This window comes from Rhizobium sp. A37_96 (assembly GCF_053521765.1).
The window spans coordinates 659,511-678,625 of sequence record NZ_JBNWDS010000001.1 but is presented as its reverse complement, the minus strand read 5'-3'; the positions used below and the strand labels follow the sequence as shown (position 1 = coordinate 678,625).

The 19,115-nt window shown below is 61.6% G+C and carries 20 protein-coding genes; 10 read left to right on the top strand and 10 right to left on the bottom strand.

Features of this window, described 5'->3' with window-relative positions:
* Nucleotides 1-16 precede the first annotated feature (16 nt).
* From ACQZ6J_RS03285 to map, 6 genes are all read left to right on the top strand, one after another.
* On the top strand, nt 17-391 hold the full coding sequence (locus ACQZ6J_RS03285; protein WP_449081917.1) for a YciI family protein: 375 nt from the start codon (nt 17-19) through the stop codon (nt 389-391).
* Nucleotides 388-1,644, top strand: a complete 1,257-nt coding sequence (locus tag ACQZ6J_RS03280; RefSeq protein WP_449081915.1) for an RNA polymerase sigma factor — start codon at nt 388-390, stop codon at nt 1,642-1,644. Before ACQZ6J_RS03285 ends, ACQZ6J_RS03280 begins: the two co-directional genes overlap by 4 nt.
* A 91-nt stretch (nt 1,645-1,735) precedes the next feature.
* Complete coding sequence (locus ACQZ6J_RS03275) at nt 1,736-2,206, top strand: SRPBCC family protein (protein WP_449081913.1); 471 nt, start codon at nt 1,736-1,738, stop codon at nt 2,204-2,206.
* A 30-nt stretch (nt 2,207-2,236) separates the two neighbouring features.
* Nucleotides 2,237-2,665, top strand: a complete 429-nt coding sequence (locus ACQZ6J_RS03270; protein ID WP_163987977.1) for a DoxX family protein — start codon at nt 2,237-2,239, stop codon at nt 2,663-2,665.
* Between the two features lie 50 nt (nt 2,666-2,715).
* Nucleotides 2,716-3,228 carry a GNAT family N-acetyltransferase gene (locus ACQZ6J_RS03265; RefSeq protein ID WP_449081911.1) on the top strand — a complete coding sequence of 171 codons (513 nt, stop codon included), beginning with the start codon at nt 2,716-2,718 and terminating at the stop codon, nt 3,226-3,228.
* Nucleotides 3,229-3,367: 139 nt separating this feature from the next.
* Nucleotides 3,368-4,120: a type I methionyl aminopeptidase gene (gene map / locus ACQZ6J_RS03260; protein WP_163987975.1), complete on the top strand. Its 753-nt coding sequence runs from the start codon at nt 3,368-3,370 to the stop codon at nt 4,118-4,120.
* 9 nt (nt 4,121-4,129) lie between these two features.
* Here the strand turns inward: map and ACQZ6J_RS03255 are convergent, their stop codons facing one another.
* Complete coding sequence (locus tag ACQZ6J_RS03255; protein ID WP_163987974.1) at nt 4,130-4,714, bottom strand: PadR family transcriptional regulator; 585 nt, start codon at nt 4,712-4,714, stop codon at nt 4,130-4,132.
* A 423-nt stretch (nt 4,715-5,137) separates the two neighbouring features.
* Between ACQZ6J_RS03255 and sbmA the strand changes: the two genes are divergently transcribed.
* Nucleotides 5,138-6,403: a peptide antibiotic transporter SbmA gene (sbmA, locus tag ACQZ6J_RS03250; RefSeq protein WP_449081908.1), complete on the top strand. Its 1,266-nt coding sequence runs from the start codon at nt 5,138-5,140 to the stop codon at nt 6,401-6,403.
* An 87-nt stretch (nt 6,404-6,490) separates the two neighbouring features.
* Here the strand turns inward: sbmA and ACQZ6J_RS03245 are convergent, their stop codons facing one another.
* Entirely contained in the window at nt 6,491-7,471 is a 981-nt protein-coding gene (locus ACQZ6J_RS03245; protein WP_449082758.1) for a polysaccharide deacetylase, read from the bottom strand.
* Nucleotides 7,472-7,648: 177 nt separating this feature from the next.
* On the opposite strand from ACQZ6J_RS03245, the gene ACQZ6J_RS03240 reads away from it, so the two are divergent.
* From ACQZ6J_RS03240 to der, 3 genes are all read left to right on the top strand, one after another.
* Complete coding sequence (locus ACQZ6J_RS03240) at nt 7,649-8,230, top strand: NnrU family protein (RefSeq protein WP_163987972.1); 582 nt, start codon at nt 7,649-7,651, stop codon at nt 8,228-8,230.
* A 101-nt stretch (nt 8,231-8,331) separates the two neighbouring features.
* Entirely contained in the window at nt 8,332-9,015 is a 684-nt protein-coding gene (locus tag ACQZ6J_RS03235; protein WP_449081906.1) for a tetratricopeptide repeat protein, read from the top strand.
* Nucleotides 9,016-9,030: 15 nt separating this feature from the next.
* Nucleotides 9,031-10,458 carry a ribosome biogenesis GTPase Der gene (gene der / locus ACQZ6J_RS03230; protein ID WP_163987970.1) on the top strand — a complete coding sequence of 476 codons (1,428 nt, stop codon included), beginning with the start codon at nt 9,031-9,033 and terminating at the stop codon, nt 10,456-10,458.
* Between the two features lie 40 nt (nt 10,459-10,498).
* Here der and ACQZ6J_RS03225 read toward each other — a convergent pair whose 3' ends face one another.
* From ACQZ6J_RS03225 to ACQZ6J_RS03190, 8 genes are all read right to left on the bottom strand, one after another.
* Nucleotides 10,499-10,939, bottom strand: a complete 441-nt coding sequence (locus ACQZ6J_RS03225) for a MarR family winged helix-turn-helix transcriptional regulator (RefSeq protein WP_163987969.1) — start codon at nt 10,937-10,939, stop codon at nt 10,499-10,501.
* A gap of 268 nt (nt 10,940-11,207) precedes the next feature.
* Nucleotides 11,208-12,308: a glycosyltransferase family 4 protein gene (locus tag ACQZ6J_RS03220; protein ID WP_449081903.1), complete on the bottom strand. Its 1,101-nt coding sequence runs from the start codon at nt 12,306-12,308 to the stop codon at nt 11,208-11,210.
* Nucleotides 12,309-12,431: 123 nt separating this feature from the next.
* A complete protein-coding gene (locus ACQZ6J_RS03215; protein ID WP_449081901.1) occupies nt 12,432-13,349 on the bottom strand; it encodes a sugar kinase in 918 nt (305 codons plus the stop codon).
* A gap of 92 nt (nt 13,350-13,441) precedes the next feature.
* The gene (locus tag ACQZ6J_RS03210) at nt 13,442-14,428 is read right to left on the bottom strand and encodes an ABC transporter ATP-binding protein (RefSeq protein WP_449081899.1); all 987 of its coding nucleotides are present in this window, start codon (nt 14,426-14,428) and stop codon (nt 13,442-13,444) included.
* A complete protein-coding gene (locus ACQZ6J_RS03205) occupies nt 14,421-15,416 on the bottom strand; it encodes an ABC transporter ATP-binding protein (RefSeq protein ID WP_449081897.1) in 996 nt (331 codons plus the stop codon). The genes ACQZ6J_RS03210 and ACQZ6J_RS03205 overlap by 8 nt, the downstream gene beginning before the upstream one ends.
* 1 nt (nt 15,417) lies before the next feature.
* The gene (locus tag ACQZ6J_RS03200; protein ID WP_163987964.1) at nt 15,418-16,335 is read right to left on the bottom strand and encodes an ABC transporter permease; all 918 of its coding nucleotides are present in this window, start codon (nt 16,333-16,335) and stop codon (nt 15,418-15,420) included.
* Nucleotides 16,332-17,255, bottom strand: a complete 924-nt coding sequence (locus ACQZ6J_RS03195) for an ABC transporter permease subunit (protein WP_163987963.1) — start codon at nt 17,253-17,255, stop codon at nt 16,332-16,334. Before ACQZ6J_RS03195 ends, ACQZ6J_RS03200 begins: the two co-directional genes overlap by 4 nt.
* A gap of 50 nt (nt 17,256-17,305) precedes the next feature.
* Complete coding sequence (locus ACQZ6J_RS03190) at nt 17,306-18,886, bottom strand: peptide ABC transporter substrate-binding protein (RefSeq protein WP_163987962.1); 1,581 nt, start codon at nt 18,884-18,886, stop codon at nt 17,306-17,308.
* Nucleotides 18,887-19,115: the final 229 nt, after the last annotated feature.

The window sequence follows — 19,115 nt, the reverse complement described above, 5'->3', positions numbered from 1 at the left end:
GGAGAAGGAGGTCCTCATGCTCTACGCAATCCTATGCTACAACGACGAAGATACCGTGTTCGCCTGGTCCAAGGAGCAGGAGGAGGCAACCATGGCGCGGCTGATCGCCGTGCAGGAGCCGCTTCGAGAGGCCGGCAAGCTTGGCCCTGTAGCGCGGCTCATGCCGACGACGGCAGCAACGACCTTGCGCAAGGGCAAGGACGAGCCGCTTGTCATCGACGGTCCCTTTGCCGAAACGAAGGAGCAGTTGCTGGGCTTCTATGTCATCGATTTCGAAACCCTGGACGAAGCCATCGGCTTTTCGAAAGAGCTTGCCGAGGCCAATCCCGGCGTCGGTTCCTACGAGATCCGGCCGCTTTATGCCTTCAGGCCGGGGACGGTTGCGACATGACGGATCTTGCCTGGATCGACATCGCGCTCACCAATTCCCGGCCGCAGGTGCTGGGGGCGCTGCTGCGCTATTTCCGCAATCTCGATATTGCCGAGGAGGCCTTTCAGGAGGCTTGCCTCAGGGCGCTGAAGACCTGGCCCGACAAGGGGCCGCCGCGCGACCCGGCTGCCTGGCTGATCTTCGTCGGCCGCAACAGCGGCATCGACACCACGCGCAAGCAGGCGAGATTGCAGAGCCTGCCGGACGAAGAGACGATCTCCGATACGGGCGATGCCGAGAGCGATCTGGCCGAGCGGCTCGACGGTTCCGGATACCGTGACGATATTCTGAGGCTGCTGTTCATCTGCTGCCATCCGGACTTGCCGGCGACGCAGCAGATAGCTCTGGCGCTGCGCATCGTCTCAGGCCTTTCGGTGCCGCAGATCGCTCGCGCATTTCTGGTCGGCGACAGCGCGATGGAGCAGCGCATTACGCGGGCGAAAGCGCGCGTGGCCGCCGCCGGCGTGCCTTTCGAGACGCCGGGCGCCGTCGAACGCAGCGAGCGGCTGACGCTTGTCAGCGCCATGATCTACCTCATCTACAATGAAGGCTATTCGGCCGGCGGAACGCATCGAGAGGCCGCCGCTTTCGCCGACGAGGCGATCCGGCTCGGCCGGCTGCTCCTGCGGATCTTTCCGTCCGAGCCGGAGACCATGGCGTTGCTGGCACTGATGCTGCTGCAGCAATCGCGCAAGGCGGCACGCTTCGATGCCGACGGGCAGATCATCCTTCTGGAAGAGCAAGACCGCTCGCTGTGGGACCGGGCACTGATCGACGAGGCGCTTGCTCTTCTCGACAAGGCGATCCGCCACCGCCGGCCTGGTCCCTATCAGGTGCAGGCGGCGATCGCGGCGCTGCATTCCAGGGCGAAACGTGCCGTGGATACGGACTGGGAAGAGATCGACCTGCTTTATCAGACGCTGGAAAGGCTGGCGCCGTCTCCGGTCGTCACGCTCAATCGCGCCGTCGCTCTTTCCAAATTGAAGGGGCCGGAGGCGGCTCTTGCACTGATAGCGCCGCTGCAGGAACAGCTCGACAGCTATTTTTATTTTCACGGCGTAAGGGGTGGCCTGCTGGTGCAATTGAACCGGCCGCAGGAGGCTCATGTCGCCTTTGACAGGGCAATCGCACTGGCCCGCTCGCCTGCTGAAGCCGCCCATATCCGCCATCAGCTCGATTGCCTGGGCGCGGATGCTGTTGTCGCTACGAAATAATCGAAAAACTCGTTCCCGGGCTGTCGGGAAGCGGCGACCACGAGCGTCCTTGGAGCACAGGCCCCGTCGCACCAGAAAGAGGAACAGGAACATGACTGAGCAGACCCAGCGCCACGAACTCTCGTTGACTCGTGTCATCGACGCGCCGCGCGAAAAAATCTTCCGCTGCTGGACGGAGCAAGAACTTCTCAAGCAATGGTTTGCGCCGCTGCCGTGGACGGTATCCGCCGCAACGATCGACGTTCGCGCAGGCGGTTCGAGTTCCGTCACCATGCGCAGCCCCGAGGGCGAGGATTATCCTGGCAACGGCGTGTATCTGGAGGTCGTTCCCAACGAACGGATCGTTTTCACCGATGCCTTCACCAGCGCCTGGGTGCCGTCGGCAAAGCCTTTCATGGTGGCGACGATCCAGCTTGACGATCTCGGCGGCGGCAAGACCCGCTACACGGCCACGGTCCTGCATTGGTCGGCCGAGGATCGCGAGACGCATGAGAAGATGGGCTTCCATGAGGGGTGGGGCCAGTGTGCCGATCAGCTCGCCGCGCTGGCGGCCAAGATCTGAATTTGCGATTCAATTCCGGGGGATACGAACATGTCTTATGCAGTCGATTCATCTTCATCTTCGGCCACGCGGGCCCAGCGCGTGGCCGGCACGATCCTCAGCGGGCTCATCGTTGCCTTCCTTGTGCTCGATGGCGTGATCAAGCTCGTTCCGCTTCCCGTCGTCACGGAGACGATGGCGGGGCTCGGCTACTCCGCCGATCCAGCACTTGCGCGGCTGCTCGGCGTCATCACACTCGGCTGTGCCATTCTCTACGCGATCCCGAGGACTTCCGTCCTCGGTGCGATCCTGCTGACCGGCCTTCTCGGCGGTGCGATCGCGACCCATCTGCGCGTCGGCAGCCCGATCTTTTCGCACCTGTTGTTCGGCGTCTATGTCGGCGTGATCGCCTGGGGCGGACTTTATCTTCGCTATGAAGCGGTTCGTAAAATGATTCCGTTCTTTCAGCGAAGCTTTTGATTTCGGATTCGATTTGCTAAGGCTCGCTCGTCGGGGAAGGAGAGCGAGCCATGCCGCAAGTGATCATCGCGCCGGTCAGGCAATCGGATGCCGACGACCTGATCGCAGCCAATATCGCCAGCCGCATCCATCATGCACCATGGGCCTATCCCTTCCTTGATCGCGACGGTTTCGATGCATGGTTCGGCCAGACGATCACCGGCCCGAACATAGGGCTGGTGGCGCGCGATCCAGGCTCCGGCGATATCGTCGGCGTGGTCAATATCAGCCAGATGGTTTGGGGTGGCTTCCGCAGCGCCTTTCTCGGTTATCACGGCATGGTGGGCTTTGCCGGTCGCGGCTTGATGACGGAGGCTGTCCGTCTGGCTGTGGATCATGCGTTCGATGCCGTCGGCCTGCATCGACTGGAGGCGAATATCCAGCCGGCAAACGGCCCGTCCATCGCGCTTGTGAAGAGGCTGGGCTTCCGCAAGGAAGGGTTCTCGCCCAAATACCTGAAGATCGGCGGCGTCTGGTGCGATCACGAACGCTGGGCGTTGCTGTCGGACGACCCGCGTTCCTGATGTCTTTGGGAGCGTGAAAGTCGCGCTATCTGGCGGAAAGCTCCAGAAAGCCATTGACTGCGCGGAGCGAAGAGGCGAAAGCGAGCTTACGCCTCCTGCGGAACCGTTGTGCAGGGTGCGACAGTGCCGGAAGCCGTAAATGATCGTCTCGACCGAAGAAGAACTGACAAAGCTGAAAGAGATCGGCCGCATCTGCGCCAATGCGCTGCAGGCCATGGCCGCTGCGCTCGAACCGGGCATCACCACGCTGGAGTTGGATGCGATCGGCCGCAAGGTGCTGGAAGATGCCGGCGCGCAATCGGCGCCGGAGCTGGTCTACAAGTTCCCCGGCGCGACCTGCATCAGCGTCAACGAGGAAGTGGCCCACGGCATTCCCGGCCCGCGCATCATCCGGGCGGGAGATCTGGTCAATCTCGACGTTTCGGCCGAGAAGGACGGCTTCTTTTCCGATACGGGCGCATCCTTCGCCGTGCCGCCCGTCAAGCCGAAGATCGAACGCCTCTGCCGGGACGGCAAGCGGGCGCTCTGGGTCGGTCTCAATCAGGTGCGCAGCGGTACGCCGCTTGCGAAGATCGGGCAGGCCGTCGGCGCCTTTGCGCAAAAGAACCGCTATACGCTGATCGCCAATCTGGCGAGCCACGGCATCGGCCGTTCGCTGCACGAAGAGCCCGCCGAGGTTTCCACCTGGGCGGACCCTTCCGAGGACAGGATCATGGAGGACGGCCTGGTTTTCACCGTCGAGCCGTTTCTTTCGCTCGGCGCGAGCTGGGCAGAGGGTGGCGACGACGCATGGACGCTCTATGCCGATCCGCAGGCACCCACGGTCCAGTACGAACATACGATCATCGCCACCCGCAACGGGCCGGTCATCCTGACCTTGCCGGACGCCTGACGTCTCCGCTTAGTCGTCCGTCTTCGGCTCTCCGCCGGCCTTCGTCTCACCGCGAATGATATCGGCGGCTGCGCGCTCGAGGATTGCCGCGATGCGCGCACCCTCGGCCTTGCTCCAAGGGAACTTCGAGCGAAGTGCGGAGCGGAGAAGATGGCGAGCGCGATGCACGTCGCCCGCGCCATGCCGATCGAACGGGCTATCCCGGCCGTCGTCGTCACCGCCATCGAAAACCTCGCGGACGCGGGCCATCTTTTCGCCGATGGAGGCGAGCTTGGCGAGTGTCACCTCAACCAGGTCACGGTTATCGTCGACGCGCTTCTGACCGCTTTCGGTGATGCGGTAGAGTTTCTTCGTTCCGCTCACCTCGACTTCCGTCTGACCGGTCTCTTCCAGATAGGTGAGGGCGGGGTAAATCACGCCCGGGCTCGGCACGTAGAAGCCGCCGGAGCGCTCCTCGAAAGTCTTGATCAGTTCATAGCCATGGCGCGGCTGCTCGGAAAGCAGGGCGAGGATGATGAGCTGCAGGTCGGCCGCATCGAACTTGCGGCCGGTGCGAAACCCGCCGCCGAACATGCCGCCCTTGAAGCCTCTCATGAAGTCTCTCCTGTGCTCGCCGCGCGATTCACGGTCTCGGCCATGTCGTAGGATATATGCCTCGACCATGTCAAAGCCATCTCCGAACATGCGATCTCTGAAACCTCTCATATCGTTTCTCCTTGTGAAGTGTGAGGGTTTATATCGTTCGTCATGTCGTAAGATATATATCGTAAGATAGTATTCTGCAAGGGGGCGACTTAACGACACCGATAATTGCCGAAAGGGTCGCTCAAATGGGGAGGGAACTCATCCAATGGGTGAAAATTCGTTGCTGAACAACTGCATCACGATCATGGGATAAGCGATTACATCTACGTAAGAATAGGTCACCGCCGGTTGCCGCTCCCGGCGAACTGTCCTAGGCTCGCCGCAAATTGACGTCATTTGTGGTCGTTCGAACCAACAGGAAGCCTAACCGTCGTGTTCCATTCTTTCTTCCCGAATCCGAGATTCTTCTTTTCCTCAGCGGTCGTCTGGGCGCTCGTCTGCGTCTTCCTGTGGTATCTCGTCGGCGCAAATATCGTTGCGTCCATGGGCTATCCGCCGCTGCCGGAAGAGCAGCAGCCGGTCGGGGCGGCATTTTTTGCTGCTCCCAGCAATTTCCTGTTTTATATTTACTTTATCCTCGCCGCTGCCGTCTTCTGCGGCTTCTGGCATGTGGTTTCGAAGAGCAACCCCTGGGTCGCCTGGTCGGTGTGGGGGTCTGCTTTCATCGTCTTCATCACCTACTTCGGTGTTCAGATCGACGTGGCGGTAAACGTATGGCGCCGGCCTTTCTTTGACCTTCTGCAGAATGCTCTCGGCGGAAAGCCTGGCGTCACCGATGGCGATTTCTATGGATTGCTCTGGGCGTTCACGCAGCTCGGTATGGTGGGCGTAGCGGTGAGCGTTGTTTCATCGTTCTTCCTGAGCCACTATCTCTTCCGCTGGCGTTGGGCGATGAACAATTTCTACATGTCGAAATGGGAAAAGCTTCGCCACATCGAAGGTGCATCGCAGCGTGTCCAGGAGGACACCATGCGCTTTGCGACCAACCTCGAAGGGCTCGGCGTCAGCCTGATCGGCTCCGTCATGACGCTCATCGTCTTCCTGCCGATCCTGCTGGAACTGTCGAAATATGTGACCGATCTGCCGATTATCGGCGCCATCCCGTATTCGCTTGTTTGGCTTGCGCTGATCTGGTCGGTGTTCGGCACCTTCCTGCTTGCGCTCTTCGGGATCAAGCTGCCGGGATTGAACTTCCGCAATCAGCGCGTCGAGGCAGCCTACCGCAAGGAACTTGTCTACGGCGAGGATCGCGAGGATCGCGCACAGCCGCCCACAGTGAAGGAGCTCTTCTCCAACGTTCGGCGCAACTATTTCCGCATGTATTTTCACTACGCGTATTTCAACGTCGCGCGCTATTCATACGGCCAGATCGATGCGATCTTCCTGTATTTCGTGCTGGTGCCGACCTTCGTTGCCCACAAGATCACGCTCGGTATCTGGCAGCAGATCGCCACGGCGTTCGGCCAGGTCAGCAATTCCTTCCAGTATCTCGTCAGCTCCTGGACGACGATCATCGAACTGCTGTCGATCCACAAGCGCCTGAAAGCCTTCGAGGCTGCAATCGACGATGTGCCGCTGCCGAAGATCGACCAGACTTACCTGGAACGAGACACGTCCGTCGTTCACGTAGACGGCTGATGAAACAAGGCCCCGGAAACGGGGCCTTTTTCAATCAATGGACAGGAGGGAGAGGCAGCGCATGGTCGAGCTTGGCCCGACTGCTCCTCACCCCTGCTGGGGCTTGCCTCGGGAGGCTATCAACGGGATGGCTTCGGAATAGCTGACACAGGCGACATCCTGCTTGTGACAAACGTCGCTGACGAAGCGGTCGAGCGCGCGCCAGTAGGCGCCGTCATTCATTTCGACGAAGTGGAAGCCAAGCTGGAGCGGGATGCGCTCGCCGTCATATTGCTTGCTGAAGGCTGCTTCGAAGGCGTCGAAGGTGCGGTCCTCATAGGTCTTGGCGTTTGCCTTGTCCTCGGCGCCCTTGGAATGCCTGACATAGAGATTGTAGTCCATGCCGATGACCAGGCGATGCTCCGGCCCCTCGGGGATCAGCGGCAGGCCGAAGCGATAGATGCCGTCGACCACTTGCGGCAGGGCGGGGCCTTTGGTGACGAGGCTTGCGTCATACTCGAATCCCATCTCCTTTTCCGCCGGTACGAGGCCGTCGCTGGTGGAGAGATAGGGCGCGCGAAAACCCTTGACGTCATGCGTGGCGAAATCTTCCCAGCCCTGCGGCTCCTTGTCGGCCACGCCGACATTCTTCCAGGCATCGCGAAGAGCAAGGCGGGCGTTCATGAATTCCTGCTTCCAGTCGGCCGCACTCCAGCCCTTGCCGTCGAAATGGCCGCAGGCATGGCTGGAGATATCGTGGCCTTCCAGATGGGCGCCCCAGATGTTGGCGATGCGGGTGCGGACATCATCCTCGCTCTTGGCAAAGCCGACATTCGATTTGCCGACGCGCTGTTTCGGTCCCTGGTAGGCCTTGGCTTGCGCCTTGTTCATCAGGAAGGTGCAGGAAAGAAAGTAGGTGAAGTGCGCGCCGTTGCGTGACGCGATCTCGCGGCTCCTGGTCCAGAGCGCGTTGTCATGCGCGCCGTCGAAGGAAATCATGACCAGTTGCTTGGGCTTTCCATCGGCCTGGGCGACTGCGGGCAGGGCAAGGGAAAGCGCAAGGGAGAGGCAGGAGGCGAAACGAAACATGGGCACCGACGTTGCTTGATCGAGCATGGCTTGCCAAAGATCGCCCAGCGATTTTCGACGACATGCTCCGGGTGGCTTCCTTCCTTTCGCGCAAATACGGCAAAGCTGCGGTGATGCTGGCAATTTTTTGTGGCAGCCGATAAGGATGTGACTCCAAGACCATAGAGGATTTCATCCATGGCATTGCTTATTCTGGGTATTGTTCTTTTTCTCGGCCTGCATCTGATCCGCGTCGTCGTTCCGGGCCTGCGCGCCTCATTGATTGCAAGCCTCGGCGAGGCCGGCTGGAAGGTCGCCTATTCGGTCGCGAGCGTCATCGCGCTGATCGTGCTGATTTATGGCTTCGGCGAGGCACGCGACATGACGCCGGTCTGGTCGCCGCCGTTCTGGATGAGCCATATCACCATCCTGCTGATGCTGTTCGCGATGATCTGTCTTGTCGCCTCGCTGCTGCCGGCGGGGCATATCGCGGTGAGGACGAAGCACCCGATGGTGCTGTCGGTGAAAATCTGGGCGCTGGCGCACCTGTTGTCCAATGGCGATGGCGCCGCCATCCTGCTCTTTGCCGCCTTCCTCGCCTGGGGCGTGATCCTGCGCATTTCGCTGAAGCGGCGCGAGCGCGCCGGAGAAATCACCTTGCGTCCGTTCGTCTCGGCGAAATACGATCTCTATGCGATCGTCATCGGCGCTATCGTCTGGGCATTGATCATTTGGAAGCTTCATGCGTGGATTATCGGGGTCTCACCGCTCGTTATGTGACGATTTCTGCCATTCCCCCTTACATCAGCCGCAAAATGGAGTAGAAGGCCCCACTAACCCCTACGCTTTTTGCTACAATTTGGCCTGGGCCGGAGACGAGAATGGCATTCAATGACGATAGCTTCATCCGCGAGGTGAATGAGGAACTGCGTTCGGACCAGCTGCGGTTCGTGTGGCGCCGTTTCGGCAAGCTCATCATCGGCGGAGCCGTGCTCATCGTTCTCGGCACGGCAGCCTATAGCGGCTATCGCTATTGGGCAGGCAATCAGGCCGGCAGCGGCGGCGACCAGTTCGTCGCGGCCCTGACGCTGGCCGATCAGAACAAGACGGATGAGGCGCTCGCCGCATTTGCCGCCATCGAAAAGACCGGCCCCGGTTCCTATCCGTTGCTGGCACGCCTGCGTGCGGCGACGCTGCAGGCCCAGAAGGGCGACAAGGCTGGCGCCATCGCCACGTTCTCGGCGATCGGCAAGCAGACTGATATTCCGGTCGTCGTTCGCGATGCCGCCCGTTTGCGCGCAGCCTATCTGCTCGTCGACACCGGCACCTACGATCAGGTTGCCGCCGAAGCGCAGGAGCTTGCCGTACCGGCCGACGGTTTCCGTCATTCGGCGCGCGACGTTCTTGGCCTTGCCGCCTACAAGGCCGGCGATTTCGCCAAGGCCCGGCAGTGGTTCCAGGCGATCGTCGACGATCCGCAGAGCCCGCGTAACGTCGCCAACCGCGCTCAGATGCTGCTCGATCTCATCACCGCATCCGGCAAGGCTCCGGTCGCAAAAGGCTGAAGGATAAGTCGCTAAATGAGTTTCACGGTCGCGATCGTCGGTCGCCCGAATGTCGGAAAGTCCACCCTTTTCAACCGTCTGGTTGGCAAGAAGCTGGCGCTTGTCGACGATACGCCGGGCGTCACGCGTGACCGCCGCCCTGGCGACGCCAAGCTGATCGATCTCCGGTTTCGTATCGTCGATACCGCGGGCCTCGAGGAAGCCGACGAGGAGACGCTTGAAGGCCGCATGCGCGCGCAGACGGAAGCTGCGATCGATGAGGCCGACCTGACGCTCTTTGTCGTCGATGCCAAGATGGGCCTGACCCATGTCGACAAGACACTGGCGGAAATGCTGCGCAAGCGCGGCCGGCCCGTGGTGCTGGTCGCCAACAAATCCGAAGCGCGCGGCTCCGATAGCGGCTTCTACGACGCCTACACGCTCGGCCTTGGCGAACCTTGCCCGATTTCGGCCGAACACGGCCAGGGCATGATGGACCTGCGCGACGCGATCGTCGAGGCGCTCGGCCCTGAGCGCGCCTTTCCGGAGACGGACGACGAAGCGGAAACGAATGTCAGCATTCCGCGCTCCGCCGTCGGCGAGGATGGCGAGGAGATTGACGAAGAACCGGCCTATGACGAAACCAAGCCGTTGCGCGTTGCCATCGTCGGCCGCCCGAATGCGGGCAAATCGACGCTCATCAACCGCTTTCTCGGTGAAGATCGTCTGCTGACCGGTCCGGAAGCCGGCATCACCCGTGATTCCATCTCCGTCGACTGGAGCTGGCGCGGACGCACGGTGAAGATGTTCGATACCGCCGGCATGCGCCGCAAGGCGAGGGTCACGGAAAAGCTCGAGAAGCTTTCCGTCGCCGATGCGTTGCGCGCCATCCGCTTTGCCGAGACCGTTGTCATCGTCTTCGACGCGACCATTCCTTTCGAGAAGCAGGATCTGCAGATCGTCGATCTCGTCATCCGCGAAGGACGGGCCGCCGTGCTCGCCTTCAACAAGTGGGACATGATCGAGGATCGTCAGGCCGTGCTTGCCGACCTGCGCGAAAAGACCGACCGGCTGTTGCCGCAGGCGCGCGGTATTCGCGCCATACCGATTGCCGGCCAGACCGGCGAGGGGCTCGACCGCCTGATGCAGGCGATCGTCGATACCGACAAGGTCTGGAACAAGCGCATAGCCACCGCCAAGCTCAATCGCTGGCTGGAGACGCAGCAGGTTCAGCATCCGCCACCGGCTGTTTCCGGGCGTCGTATCAAGCTGAAGTACATGACGCAGGTCAAGGCTCGTCCGCCGGCCTTCATGATTTCCTGCACGCGCTCCGATGCGCTGCCGGAATCCTATGTGCGCTATCTGATCAACGGCTTGCGCGCGGATTTCGCCATGCCCGGCGTGCCGATCCGCATCCATTTCCGTACGTCGGAAAACCCTTACGAAAACAAGAAGAAGCGATAGTCCGACTGAGCGCCCCGCCGTCGGGCGAGGGCGCTTCGGATCAGGCCGCGTTCTTGCTGAGCGCCTCGCGCAGCGTGGTGATTTCCGCCTTCAGCCTCGTGAGCTCTTCGGCTGTTTGCTCCGTAGCATCCAGAATGCATGGGGGAACGTTTGCCGCCTTCTTTTTCAGCGCCTTGCCTTCGCTGGTCAAATGGATCAGCACCTGACGTTCGTCTTCCTTGCTGCGGATGCGATGAATGAAGCCGGCCGCTTCCAGCCGCTTCAGAAGCGGCGTCAGCGTGCTCGATTCGAGGAACAGCTTCTCGCCGATGCCGCCGACAGTCTGGCCGTCCTGCTCCCATAGCGTCACCATGACGAGATATTGCGGATAGGTGAGGTTAAGTGCGTCCAGCATGGGCTTGTAGAGCCGGTTCATTGCGTGGTTCGCCGAATAGAGGGCGAAGCAGATGAAGGTGTCCAGCTTTAACGGGTCGTCGGTCATCTCAAGTCCTCCCTGAGAGGTCTCATGTAAATCGTGCGATAAATAATTGTACACCCAAATTTACGGCGGTGCTACGGGTTTCTTCCGTTTTCGGAAAGCCCGCTCGTGTCGCGCCGTTCCCGGGCATGCCGCAGCGGCGAGCGCCGTTGATGTCGGGTGCAATGACGCGCTTCAGCCCGGACGATCGCGCTGACGGCCACGCACGGGCGCTATCAGCTATCTGGCGCAGGGTGTCAAGGAAATCAATATGAGTGAGCTCATCGAAAGCTCAATGCTGGTGAACGCGGCCCCGGCGGTTGGCAATCCGGACATTGCCGATGAACTGGGCCGTGGCGGCTTCCCAGGAATAGTTGAGCGCCAGCGAGCGGGCCGCCTCGCGCGAGCAGGAAAGAGCGGCCAGGCACGCGGTTGCCAGATCCGCGTCCACCACGCCGGCGGCTCTATCGCCGCTCAGGATGTCCGCCGGGCCGGTCACGGGATAGGCGGCAACCGGGACGCCGCTGGCGAGCGCTTCCAGGATGGCATTGCCGAAGGTGTCGGTCTTGGATGGGAAGACGAAGACGTCGGCCTGTGAATAAACATGCGCCAGCTCTTCGCCGAACTTGGCTCCCAGAAAATGCACATCCGGATAGAGCTTCTGCAGTTCGGCCCGTGCCGGGCCATCGCCCACCACCACTTTCGATCCCGGCAGGTCGAGATCGAGGAAAGCGGGCAGGTTCTTTTCAAGCGCCACGCGGCCAACGGTCATGAAGATCGGGCGAGGCAGGCCGAAGGGAGCGTCTTCCTGTGGCTGCGGCCGAAAGAGGGAGGAGTCGATGCCCCGGCTCCAGGGCAGCAGGTTGTGGATGCCGCGCTGCTTGAGTTCGCTCGCGAGGCTTGGCGTCGCCACCATGCAGCCGTAGCCGGCATTGTGGAACCATCTGACGAAGGCGTAGAGCCAGCTTTGCGGTATCGGCAGGCGGGCGGCGACATATTCGGGAAAGCGCGTGTGGTAGCTCGTGGAAAAGGGCATGCCGTTTCGCAGGCACCAGCGCCGCGTCGTCAATCCCAGCGGCCCTTCCGTGGCGATGTGAACATAGGTCGGCCGGAGCGCTTCTATTCTTGCGGCGACCTTGCGGTAGCTGGCGATCGACAGCCGGATTTCCGGATAGGTCGGGCAGGGGATGTTGCGAAAGCCGTCGGGCGTGATCATCGACACTTCGACGCCCATGCGTACCAGTTCGCGGTTGGTGTTCTCTATCGAACGGACGACGCCGTTGACCTGCGGATGCCAGGCATCGCTGACGATGAGCAGCCGCTCGGGTACCGCGACGGGTGTCGCCGCCTGCGTCCAGGTGGTGTGGTCGATGTCTGACAAGCGTTGCAACATGCCCAAAACAGTCCATCCGCACCGCATCCTCATGATGACGGTGCCAGCGATTGCGGTGCTTCAAACATGATTCCCGCGCCCACTCTATTGTGGGGGGTGTCCATGATGGAAATATTACAGCGCTTACCGGATGGCTTTCAGCTTCTCGGGAGAGACGAGCGCGCCATACTCCTGAATGACCTTTGCCGCGATTTTGGCGGCAAACGCGGCGGCTGCAACCGCGTCCCGGTGCTGGAGATAATGAGCCAGGAACGCGCCGTTGAAGCTGTCGCCGGCGCTGGTGGTATCGATGATCTTGCTGACCTTGACCGCCGGAACGAGCGTCTCATCGGTGCCGTTGCCGATGGTGGCGCCGTCGGCGCCGTTCTTGACGACGATCATGCTGGCTCCGTATTGCCGGTAGCGGCGGATGGTGGCGGCAATCGAATCGTCACCGAAATGCATGGCCTCGTCATCGAAGCTCGGCATGACGAGCGTTGAGGCGCGTCCGCCCTCCGCGATCATGGTATGCATGGCGTCCAGGCTCGACCAGAGGCGAGGGCGCAGATTGGGGTCGAAGGCGACCAGCTTGCCAATAGCCTTGGCGCGGCGCAGCTCGGCCAGGAGGGTGAAGGCGTCCTCGCGGGGCAGAATCGCCAGCGTAATGCCTGAAAAATAGAGTACATCGGATGCTTCTATGGCCGCACGCAGGGCATCGCCATCGGCCGCGAGCTGGCGGGCGGCGGAGCTGTCGCGCCAATAGCTGAAGGAGCGTTCGCCGTCCTTCAGATTGATCATGTAGAGGCCGGGCGTCTTGCCGCGAAGACGGCGGATGCTGGCCGTGCCGATGCCGGCGGCGCCGATGAAGGCGCTCATTTCGTCGGACATGGCGTCATCGCCGAGTGCGGTGAAATAGTCGATCGACCAGTCTGCGGGCAGGCAGGCGCGGGCATACCAGGCGGTGTTGAAGGTGTCGCCGGCAAAGCCCTTGCGCAGATGTCCGTCATCGGCCTGCGACAGTTCCACCATGCATTCGCCGATCGATAAGAAACGCCCGCCCAAGACTTCCTCCCGCATTTTGCCCTGGTGCTGCATACGCGCAAGCGGCGGCTTGGGCAAGGAGGACGGCGGCGACCGCCGTCCACCTTGCGGCCTCAGGGTCGGTCCATATGATAGCAGGCCGCCGTCTGGCCCGGGCGTACGTGCTCGGTCGGCGGCATCTTCGTGCGGCAGACATCCGTCGCCTTCCAGCAGCGGGGTGAGAAGACGCAGCCCGGCGGCGGGTTGAGCGGCGAGGGCGGGTCTCCCTGCAGGCGGATGCGCTCGCGGCCACGCGCCAGCTTCGGGTCGGGGATCGGGGCGGCGGAGAACAGTGCCTGCGTGTAGGGGTGGGCCGGATGGTCGAAGACCGTTGCGGCTTCGCCCGCCTCCACCACCTTGCCGAGATAGAGTACCAGCACGTCGTCCGAGATCAGGCGCACGACCGAGAGGTCGTGGCTGATGAAGATCAGGGTCAGCCCGAACTCCTTGCGCAGGCGGCGCAGGAGCGTGATGACCTGTCCCTGGATCGAGACGTCGAGGGCCGAGACCGGCTCGTCGCAGATGATCAGCTTCGGCCGGGTGATGACGGCGCGGGCAATGCCGATGCGCTGTGCCTGACCGCCCGAAAATTCGTGCGGATAGCGGTTGATCATTTCGGGGACGAGGCCGACCGCCGCCATGATCTCGCGGACGCGATCCTGGCGCTGTGCGCGGCTCAGCTTCGGCTCGAAGACGGTCAGCGGCTCGGCGATGATGTCGCCGACGGTCATGCGCGGATCGAGCGAGGCGATCGGGTCCTGGAAGATGATCTGCATGTCGCGGCGGGCGGCGCGCATCTCCTCTTCGCTGAGGTCGAGCAGGTTGCTGCCCTGCCAGAGGATGCGGCCCTTCTGCGCCTTGATCAGCCGCAGGATCGAGCGGCCGAGCGTGGACTTGCCGCAGCCCGACTCGCCGACGATGCCGAGCGTGCGGCCGGTCTTCAGCTCGAAGCTGACGTCGTTGACCGCCGTCAGTACCAGCGGCGGCTTGAAGAGGGATTTCGACGGCAGTTCGAATTCCGTGGTCAGGTGCTCGACCTTCAGAAGCGTTTGTTCAGCCATGGACGAGGCTCCGTTCCTGATCAGCCGAGAGGGGATGGAAGCAGGCAGCGCAGCGAAGCGGCGCGAGCTGGGCGAGCGGCGGCGCCGCATCCAGACAGTCGTCCTGCACATGGGCGCAACGCGGCGAGAAGGCACAGCCGCGCGGCAGGTGCATCAGGTTCGGCGGACGACCGGGGATGACCGCGAGATCGTCGACATCCTGGTCGGGCCGCGGGATCGAGGCGTGAAGTGCTGCCGTATAAGGGTGAGCCGGATTTTCGTATAGCTCCTCGACCGGCGCCTCCTCGACGATACGGCCCGCATACATGACGGCGACACGGTCGGCGAGGCCGGCGACGACGCCGAGGTCATGGGTAATCATCACAAGCGCCGTATGCATTTCCGCCGTCAACTCGTTGAAAAGATCGAGAATCTGCGCCTGGATCGTCACGTCGAGCGCTGTCGTCGGCTCGTCGGCAATCAGCAGCTTCGGCTTTGTGAGCAGCGCCATGGCGATGACGATGCGCTGGCGCATGCCGCCCGAAAGCTCGTGCGGATAGAGATTGAAGCGTCGGGTCGGGTCGGGGATTCCGACCCGCTTCAGCATGTCGAGCGCCGCAGCCGAGGCCGCGCGTGCCGTCAGGCCGCCGTGGACCTCCAGCTGCTCCGTCAACTGCCGCGAGATGCGCAGCGACGGATTGAGCGCGGTCATCGGGTCCTGGAAGACCATGGCCATGTCCTTGCCGCGCACATGGTCGAGTTCGCGCGGCTTCAGCGTCAGCAGGTCCTTGCCGTCGAGCAGCGCCTGGCCGCTGGTGCGGCCGTTCTTGGCGAGCAGGCCCATCAGGCCGAGGAAGGTCTGGCTCTTGCCGGAGCCGGATTCGCCGACGATGGCGACCCGTTCGCCACGGCCGATCTTGAGGTTCATCCTGGAGACGGCAGCCACCTCGCCTTCCGGCGTGCGGAAGGTGATGGAGTAGTCCTTGAGTTCGAGAAGCGTGTCTGTCATGTCAGCGATCCTTCGGATCGAAAGCGTCGCGCAGGCCGTCGCCGATGAAGAGCAGGCTCATCAGCAGCGCGATCAGGAATCCGGCCGGGAAGAACAGCAGCCAGGGCGTCGTCTCCATGCCGGCCGAGCCTTCGGCAATCAGCGTGCCGAGCGACGTCAGCGGCTCCTGGACGCCGAAGCCGAGATAGGAGAGGAAGCTTTCGGTCGCGATGATTTCCGGAATGGTGAGCGTCGCATAGATGACGACCGGACCGACGAGGTTCGGCACGATATGCTTGAGGATGATCTTGAACGACCGCTGCCCGGAGGCGCGGGCGGCTTCGATGAATTCCCGCTGCTTGATCGACAGGGTCTGGCCGCGGACGATGCGGGCCATGGTCAGCCATTCGAGCGCACCGATCGCCGCAAACAGCAGATAGACGTTGCGGCCGAAGATCACCATCAGCAGGATGACGAAGAGCACGTAGGGCAGGGCGTACATGATATCGACGAAGCGCATCATGATCGCATCGACGCGACCGCCGAAATAGCCGGAAACGGCGCCGTAGAGCACGCCGATGACGACCGAGACGAGGGTGGCGACGAGGGCGACGGTCAGCGAAACGCGCGTGCCGTAAAGCGTGCGCGCCAGCAGGTCGCGGCCATTGCCATCAGTGCCGAAATAGTGGCCTGCGGCGAAGTCCGGAGCGCCTCGGAAGGAGTTCCAGTCCGGATCTTCGTAGTTGAAGGGAAGGAAGCTCGGGCCGAAAATGGCGATGAGCACCAGCGCCGCCAGCACGATCAGCGAAAGCGCCGCCGCCTTGTTGCGCAGCAGGCGACGCATCGCATCGCCGGTGAGGGAGCGCCCCTTAGGTGCGAGCCCTTCAGCCGAAAGCAGTTCCGCTTCCAGCAATTCTCTCTTGGCGGAATTGAGGATCATCGCATTCTCACTTTCGGGTCGAGCCAGGCATAGGCGATGTCGACCAGGAGATTGAGGACAACGATCAGCACCATGTAGAAAATGACGGTGCCGAGGACCATGCCGTAATCGCGATTAAGCGCCGCTCCGACGAAGTAACGGCCGACGCCGGGCAGGCCGAAGATGCTTTCCACGACGAGCGAACCGGTGAGGAGGTAGCTGGCCGCCGGTCCCAGATAGGAGACGACGGGCATCATGGCCGGCTTCAATGCGTGCCGCATCACGGTCAGCCGCGGGCCGATGCCCTTGGCCTTGGCGGTGCGGATGAAGTTCTGGCTCATCACCTCGATCATCGAGCCGCGCATGAGGCGGGAGATGCGTGCCGCATGCGGCAACGTCAGGACGATGATAGGCAGGATCAGGAACCGGATCGAGCCGTCGCCCCAGCCGCCGACCGGCAGCCAGCCGAGCGTGTTGCCGAAGACGAGCTGAAGGATCGGGGCGATCAGGAAGCTCGGCATGACCAGGCCGACGAGGAGGCCGCCGCCCAGCCAGTAATCGGCCGCGCGGTTCTGATAGAGTGCGCCAAGACAGCCTATGAAGACGCCGACGACGGTTGCGAGCACGAAGGCCGCGCCGCCGATGGTCAGCGTGTAGGGAAAGCCGGACATGATCTGCTGGGTGACGGTGAAATCCTGATTGGCGAAGGACGGGCCAAGGTCGCCCTTCATGACGTCGCCGACATAGATCAGGTATTGCTCAACCAGGGGCTTGTCCAGATTGTAGTGGGCCGCAAGGTTGGCTTTGACTTCCGGCGGCAATGGCCTTTCGCCATCGAAGGGGCCGCCGGGAGCGAGGCGCAAAATGAAAAAACACACTGTCACGGCAATCCAAAGCACGGGGATTGTCGACAGCAGACGGCGGAGAGCATAGCCAAACATGTTTTTAAACGGCCCCCTCCCGGTTTATGCGGGAGAGGGCCTGTTCCCAATTATTCTTTGATCGACAGCCAGCGAGTGCGGTGGATGTCCTGAATATTATCCACGAAGCCCTCGACCTTCGGGGCGACGATGTTCTGGGAAACGTAGTAGTAGATCGGGATCGCGGCGCTGTCGTCGAGAGCCAGCTGCTCGGCCTTCTTGTATATCTCGGCGCGCTTCTTCAGGTCGGTTTCTTCGTTGCCCTGCTTGATCAGCGCGTCGTAATCCGGGTTGCTCCAGCGGCCGTAGTTCATTTCGACGCCGGTGGACAGCAGGTTGAGGAAGTTGATCGGGTCGTTGTAGTCGGCAAGCCAGCCGGCGCGGCCGATCTGCACCTCGCCACGCTGCATTTCATCGTAATGCACCTTGGTTTCGGTGTTGTAGAGCTCGATATCGACGCCGAGCGGCTTCCACATGGCGGCGATCGCGACGGCGATGCGCTTGTGGTTGTCGTTGGTGTTGTAGCGCAGCTGTGCCTTCAGCGGATGATCGGGTCCGAAGCCTGCGTCCTTCAGGAGCTTCTTGGCCTCTTCTACCTTCTGCTTGTAAGGCTCGTCCTTCCAGCTGACATAGGCAGGCTCGCCATAATTGGCCGTGCCCGGCGGAACCCAGGAATACATCGGCAGTTCGCCGGTGCCGAGGATCTTCGGGCCGATGACTTCGCGGTTGACGGCCATGGAGAGAGCCTGTCGGACGCGCTTGTCGTTGAAGGGCGGCTTGGTGGCGTTCACAACATAGTAATAGGTGCCGAGGAACGGCACCACATGCGCCTGGCCAGGAAGGTTCTTCTGGATCCACTCGTACTGATCGGCGGGGAACGAGGTGAGGATATCGAACTCGCCGGCGCGATAGCGCTTCAGAGCGGCGGCCTGATCCTCGAGGGTGTAGAAGTTCACCTTGTCGATCTTCACGTCCTTGGCGTCATAATACTGATCGTTCTTGACGTTGGAGACGTGCGAACCGGGCACCCATTCGACCGGCTTGTAGGGACCGTTGGTGACGATGTTCTCGATCTTGACCCATGCATCGCCCTTGGCTTCGACGACATGCTTCGGCAGCGGATAGGCCGTGTAGTGCATCAAGGCGTTGAGGAAGTAGGGCGTCGGGTTCTCGAGCGTGATTTCCAGCGTCTTGTCGTCGATCGCCTTGACGCCGAGCTGGGTCAGATCCTTGATCTCGCCCTTGTTGATCTTTTCCGCGTTCTTGATCGTGTATTGCAGATAGGCGTACTGGGCGGCGGTCTTCGGATCCATCAGGCGCTGGAAGGCGAAGACGAAGTCCTGAGCCGTTACCGGCTGGCCGTCGGACCACTTGATGCCGTCGCGCAGCTTGAAGGTATAGACCTTCTGGTCGGGCGAAACCGTCCAGCTTGCAGCCTGGCCGGGGATGGGATTGTCCTTGGGGTCCTCAGTCACCAGCCCTTCGAAAATATCGCCGTCGATGCGGTTTTCCCAATCGCCGGAAATTTTTTGCGGGTCGAGCGACGTGGGGTCGCCGCCGTTGTGGATATTGAGGGTCGCGGCGTGCGCGGAGAAGCTCAATACCGTGCTGACGAGAGCCGTCGCTAGAAATTTTCTGGTGAAATGAGTCATGCCTTTTCCCACCTTTCTGGAGTTATTGTCCCTGATTTTACAGGGGTATTTTTATTTCCACAGGTGACCTGTACGTGCAGGTCAATGCCGGAACCTATCCAAAGCGACGTCGCTTTCAAGCCCAAAAGAGTCGGAGGTGCTCAGCGCGTGGATTTCCATGTTGATAATTCTCTAAAATTGATACTGCGAATTTACGCGTCCTGATAGTAGCGATCTTTCCTTCTACCCT

Bases quoted from the DNA above. Each gene is read 5' to 3' on its own strand.
- ACQZ6J_RS03265 (WP_449081911.1), top strand. From the start codon at position 2,716: ATGCCGCAAGTGATCATCGCGCCGGTCAGGCAATCGGATGCCGACGAC.
- ACQZ6J_RS03240 (WP_163987972.1), top strand. From the start codon at position 7,649: ATGGCATTGCTTATTCTGGGTATTGTTCTTTTTCTCGGCCTGCATCTG.
- ACQZ6J_RS03205 (WP_449081897.1), bottom strand. From the start codon at position 15,416: ATGACAGACACGCTTCTCGAACTCAAGGACTACTCCATCACCTTCCGC.
- ACQZ6J_RS03255 (WP_163987974.1), bottom strand. From the start codon at position 4,714: ATGAGAGGCTTCAAGGGCGGCATGTTCGGCGGCGGGTTTCGCACCGGC.
- ACQZ6J_RS03220 (WP_449081903.1), bottom strand. From the start codon at position 12,308: ATGTTGCAACGCTTGTCAGACATCGACCACACCACCTGGACGCAGGCG.
- map (WP_163987975.1), top strand. From the start codon at position 3,368: ATGATCGTCTCGACCGAAGAAGAACTGACAAAGCTGAAAGAGATCGGC.
- ACQZ6J_RS03210 (WP_449081899.1), bottom strand. From the start codon at position 14,428: ATGGCTGAACAAACGCTTCTGAAGGTCGAGCACCTGACCACGGAATTC.
- ACQZ6J_RS03190 (WP_163987962.1), bottom strand. From the start codon at position 18,886: ATGACTCATTTCACCAGAAAATTTCTAGCGACGGCTCTCGTCAGCACG.
- ACQZ6J_RS03285 (WP_449081917.1), top strand. From the start codon at position 17: ATGCTCTACGCAATCCTATGCTACAACGACGAAGATACCGTGTTCGCC.
- ACQZ6J_RS03280 (WP_449081915.1), top strand. From the start codon at position 388: ATGACGGATCTTGCCTGGATCGACATCGCGCTCACCAATTCCCGGCCG.
- ACQZ6J_RS03245 (WP_449082758.1), bottom strand. From the start codon at position 7,471: ATGTTTCGTTTCGCCTCCTGCCTCTCCCTTGCGCTTTCCCTTGCCCTG.
- ACQZ6J_RS03195 (WP_163987963.1), bottom strand. From the start codon at position 17,255: ATGTTTGGCTATGCTCTCCGCCGTCTGCTGTCGACAATCCCCGTGCTT.
- ACQZ6J_RS03225 (WP_163987969.1), bottom strand. From the start codon at position 10,939: ATGACCGACGACCCGTTAAAGCTGGACACCTTCATCTGCTTCGCCCTC.
- ACQZ6J_RS03200 (WP_163987964.1), bottom strand. From the start codon at position 16,335: ATGATCCTCAATTCCGCCAAGAGAGAATTGCTGGAAGCGGAACTGCTT.
- ACQZ6J_RS03270 (WP_163987977.1), top strand. From the start codon at position 2,237: ATGTCTTATGCAGTCGATTCATCTTCATCTTCGGCCACGCGGGCCCAG.
- ACQZ6J_RS03235 (WP_449081906.1), top strand. From the start codon at position 8,332: ATGGCATTCAATGACGATAGCTTCATCCGCGAGGTGAATGAGGAACTG.
- der (WP_163987970.1), top strand. From the start codon at position 9,031: ATGAGTTTCACGGTCGCGATCGTCGGTCGCCCGAATGTCGGAAAGTCC.
- ACQZ6J_RS03275 (WP_449081913.1), top strand. From the start codon at position 1,736: ATGACTGAGCAGACCCAGCGCCACGAACTCTCGTTGACTCGTGTCATC.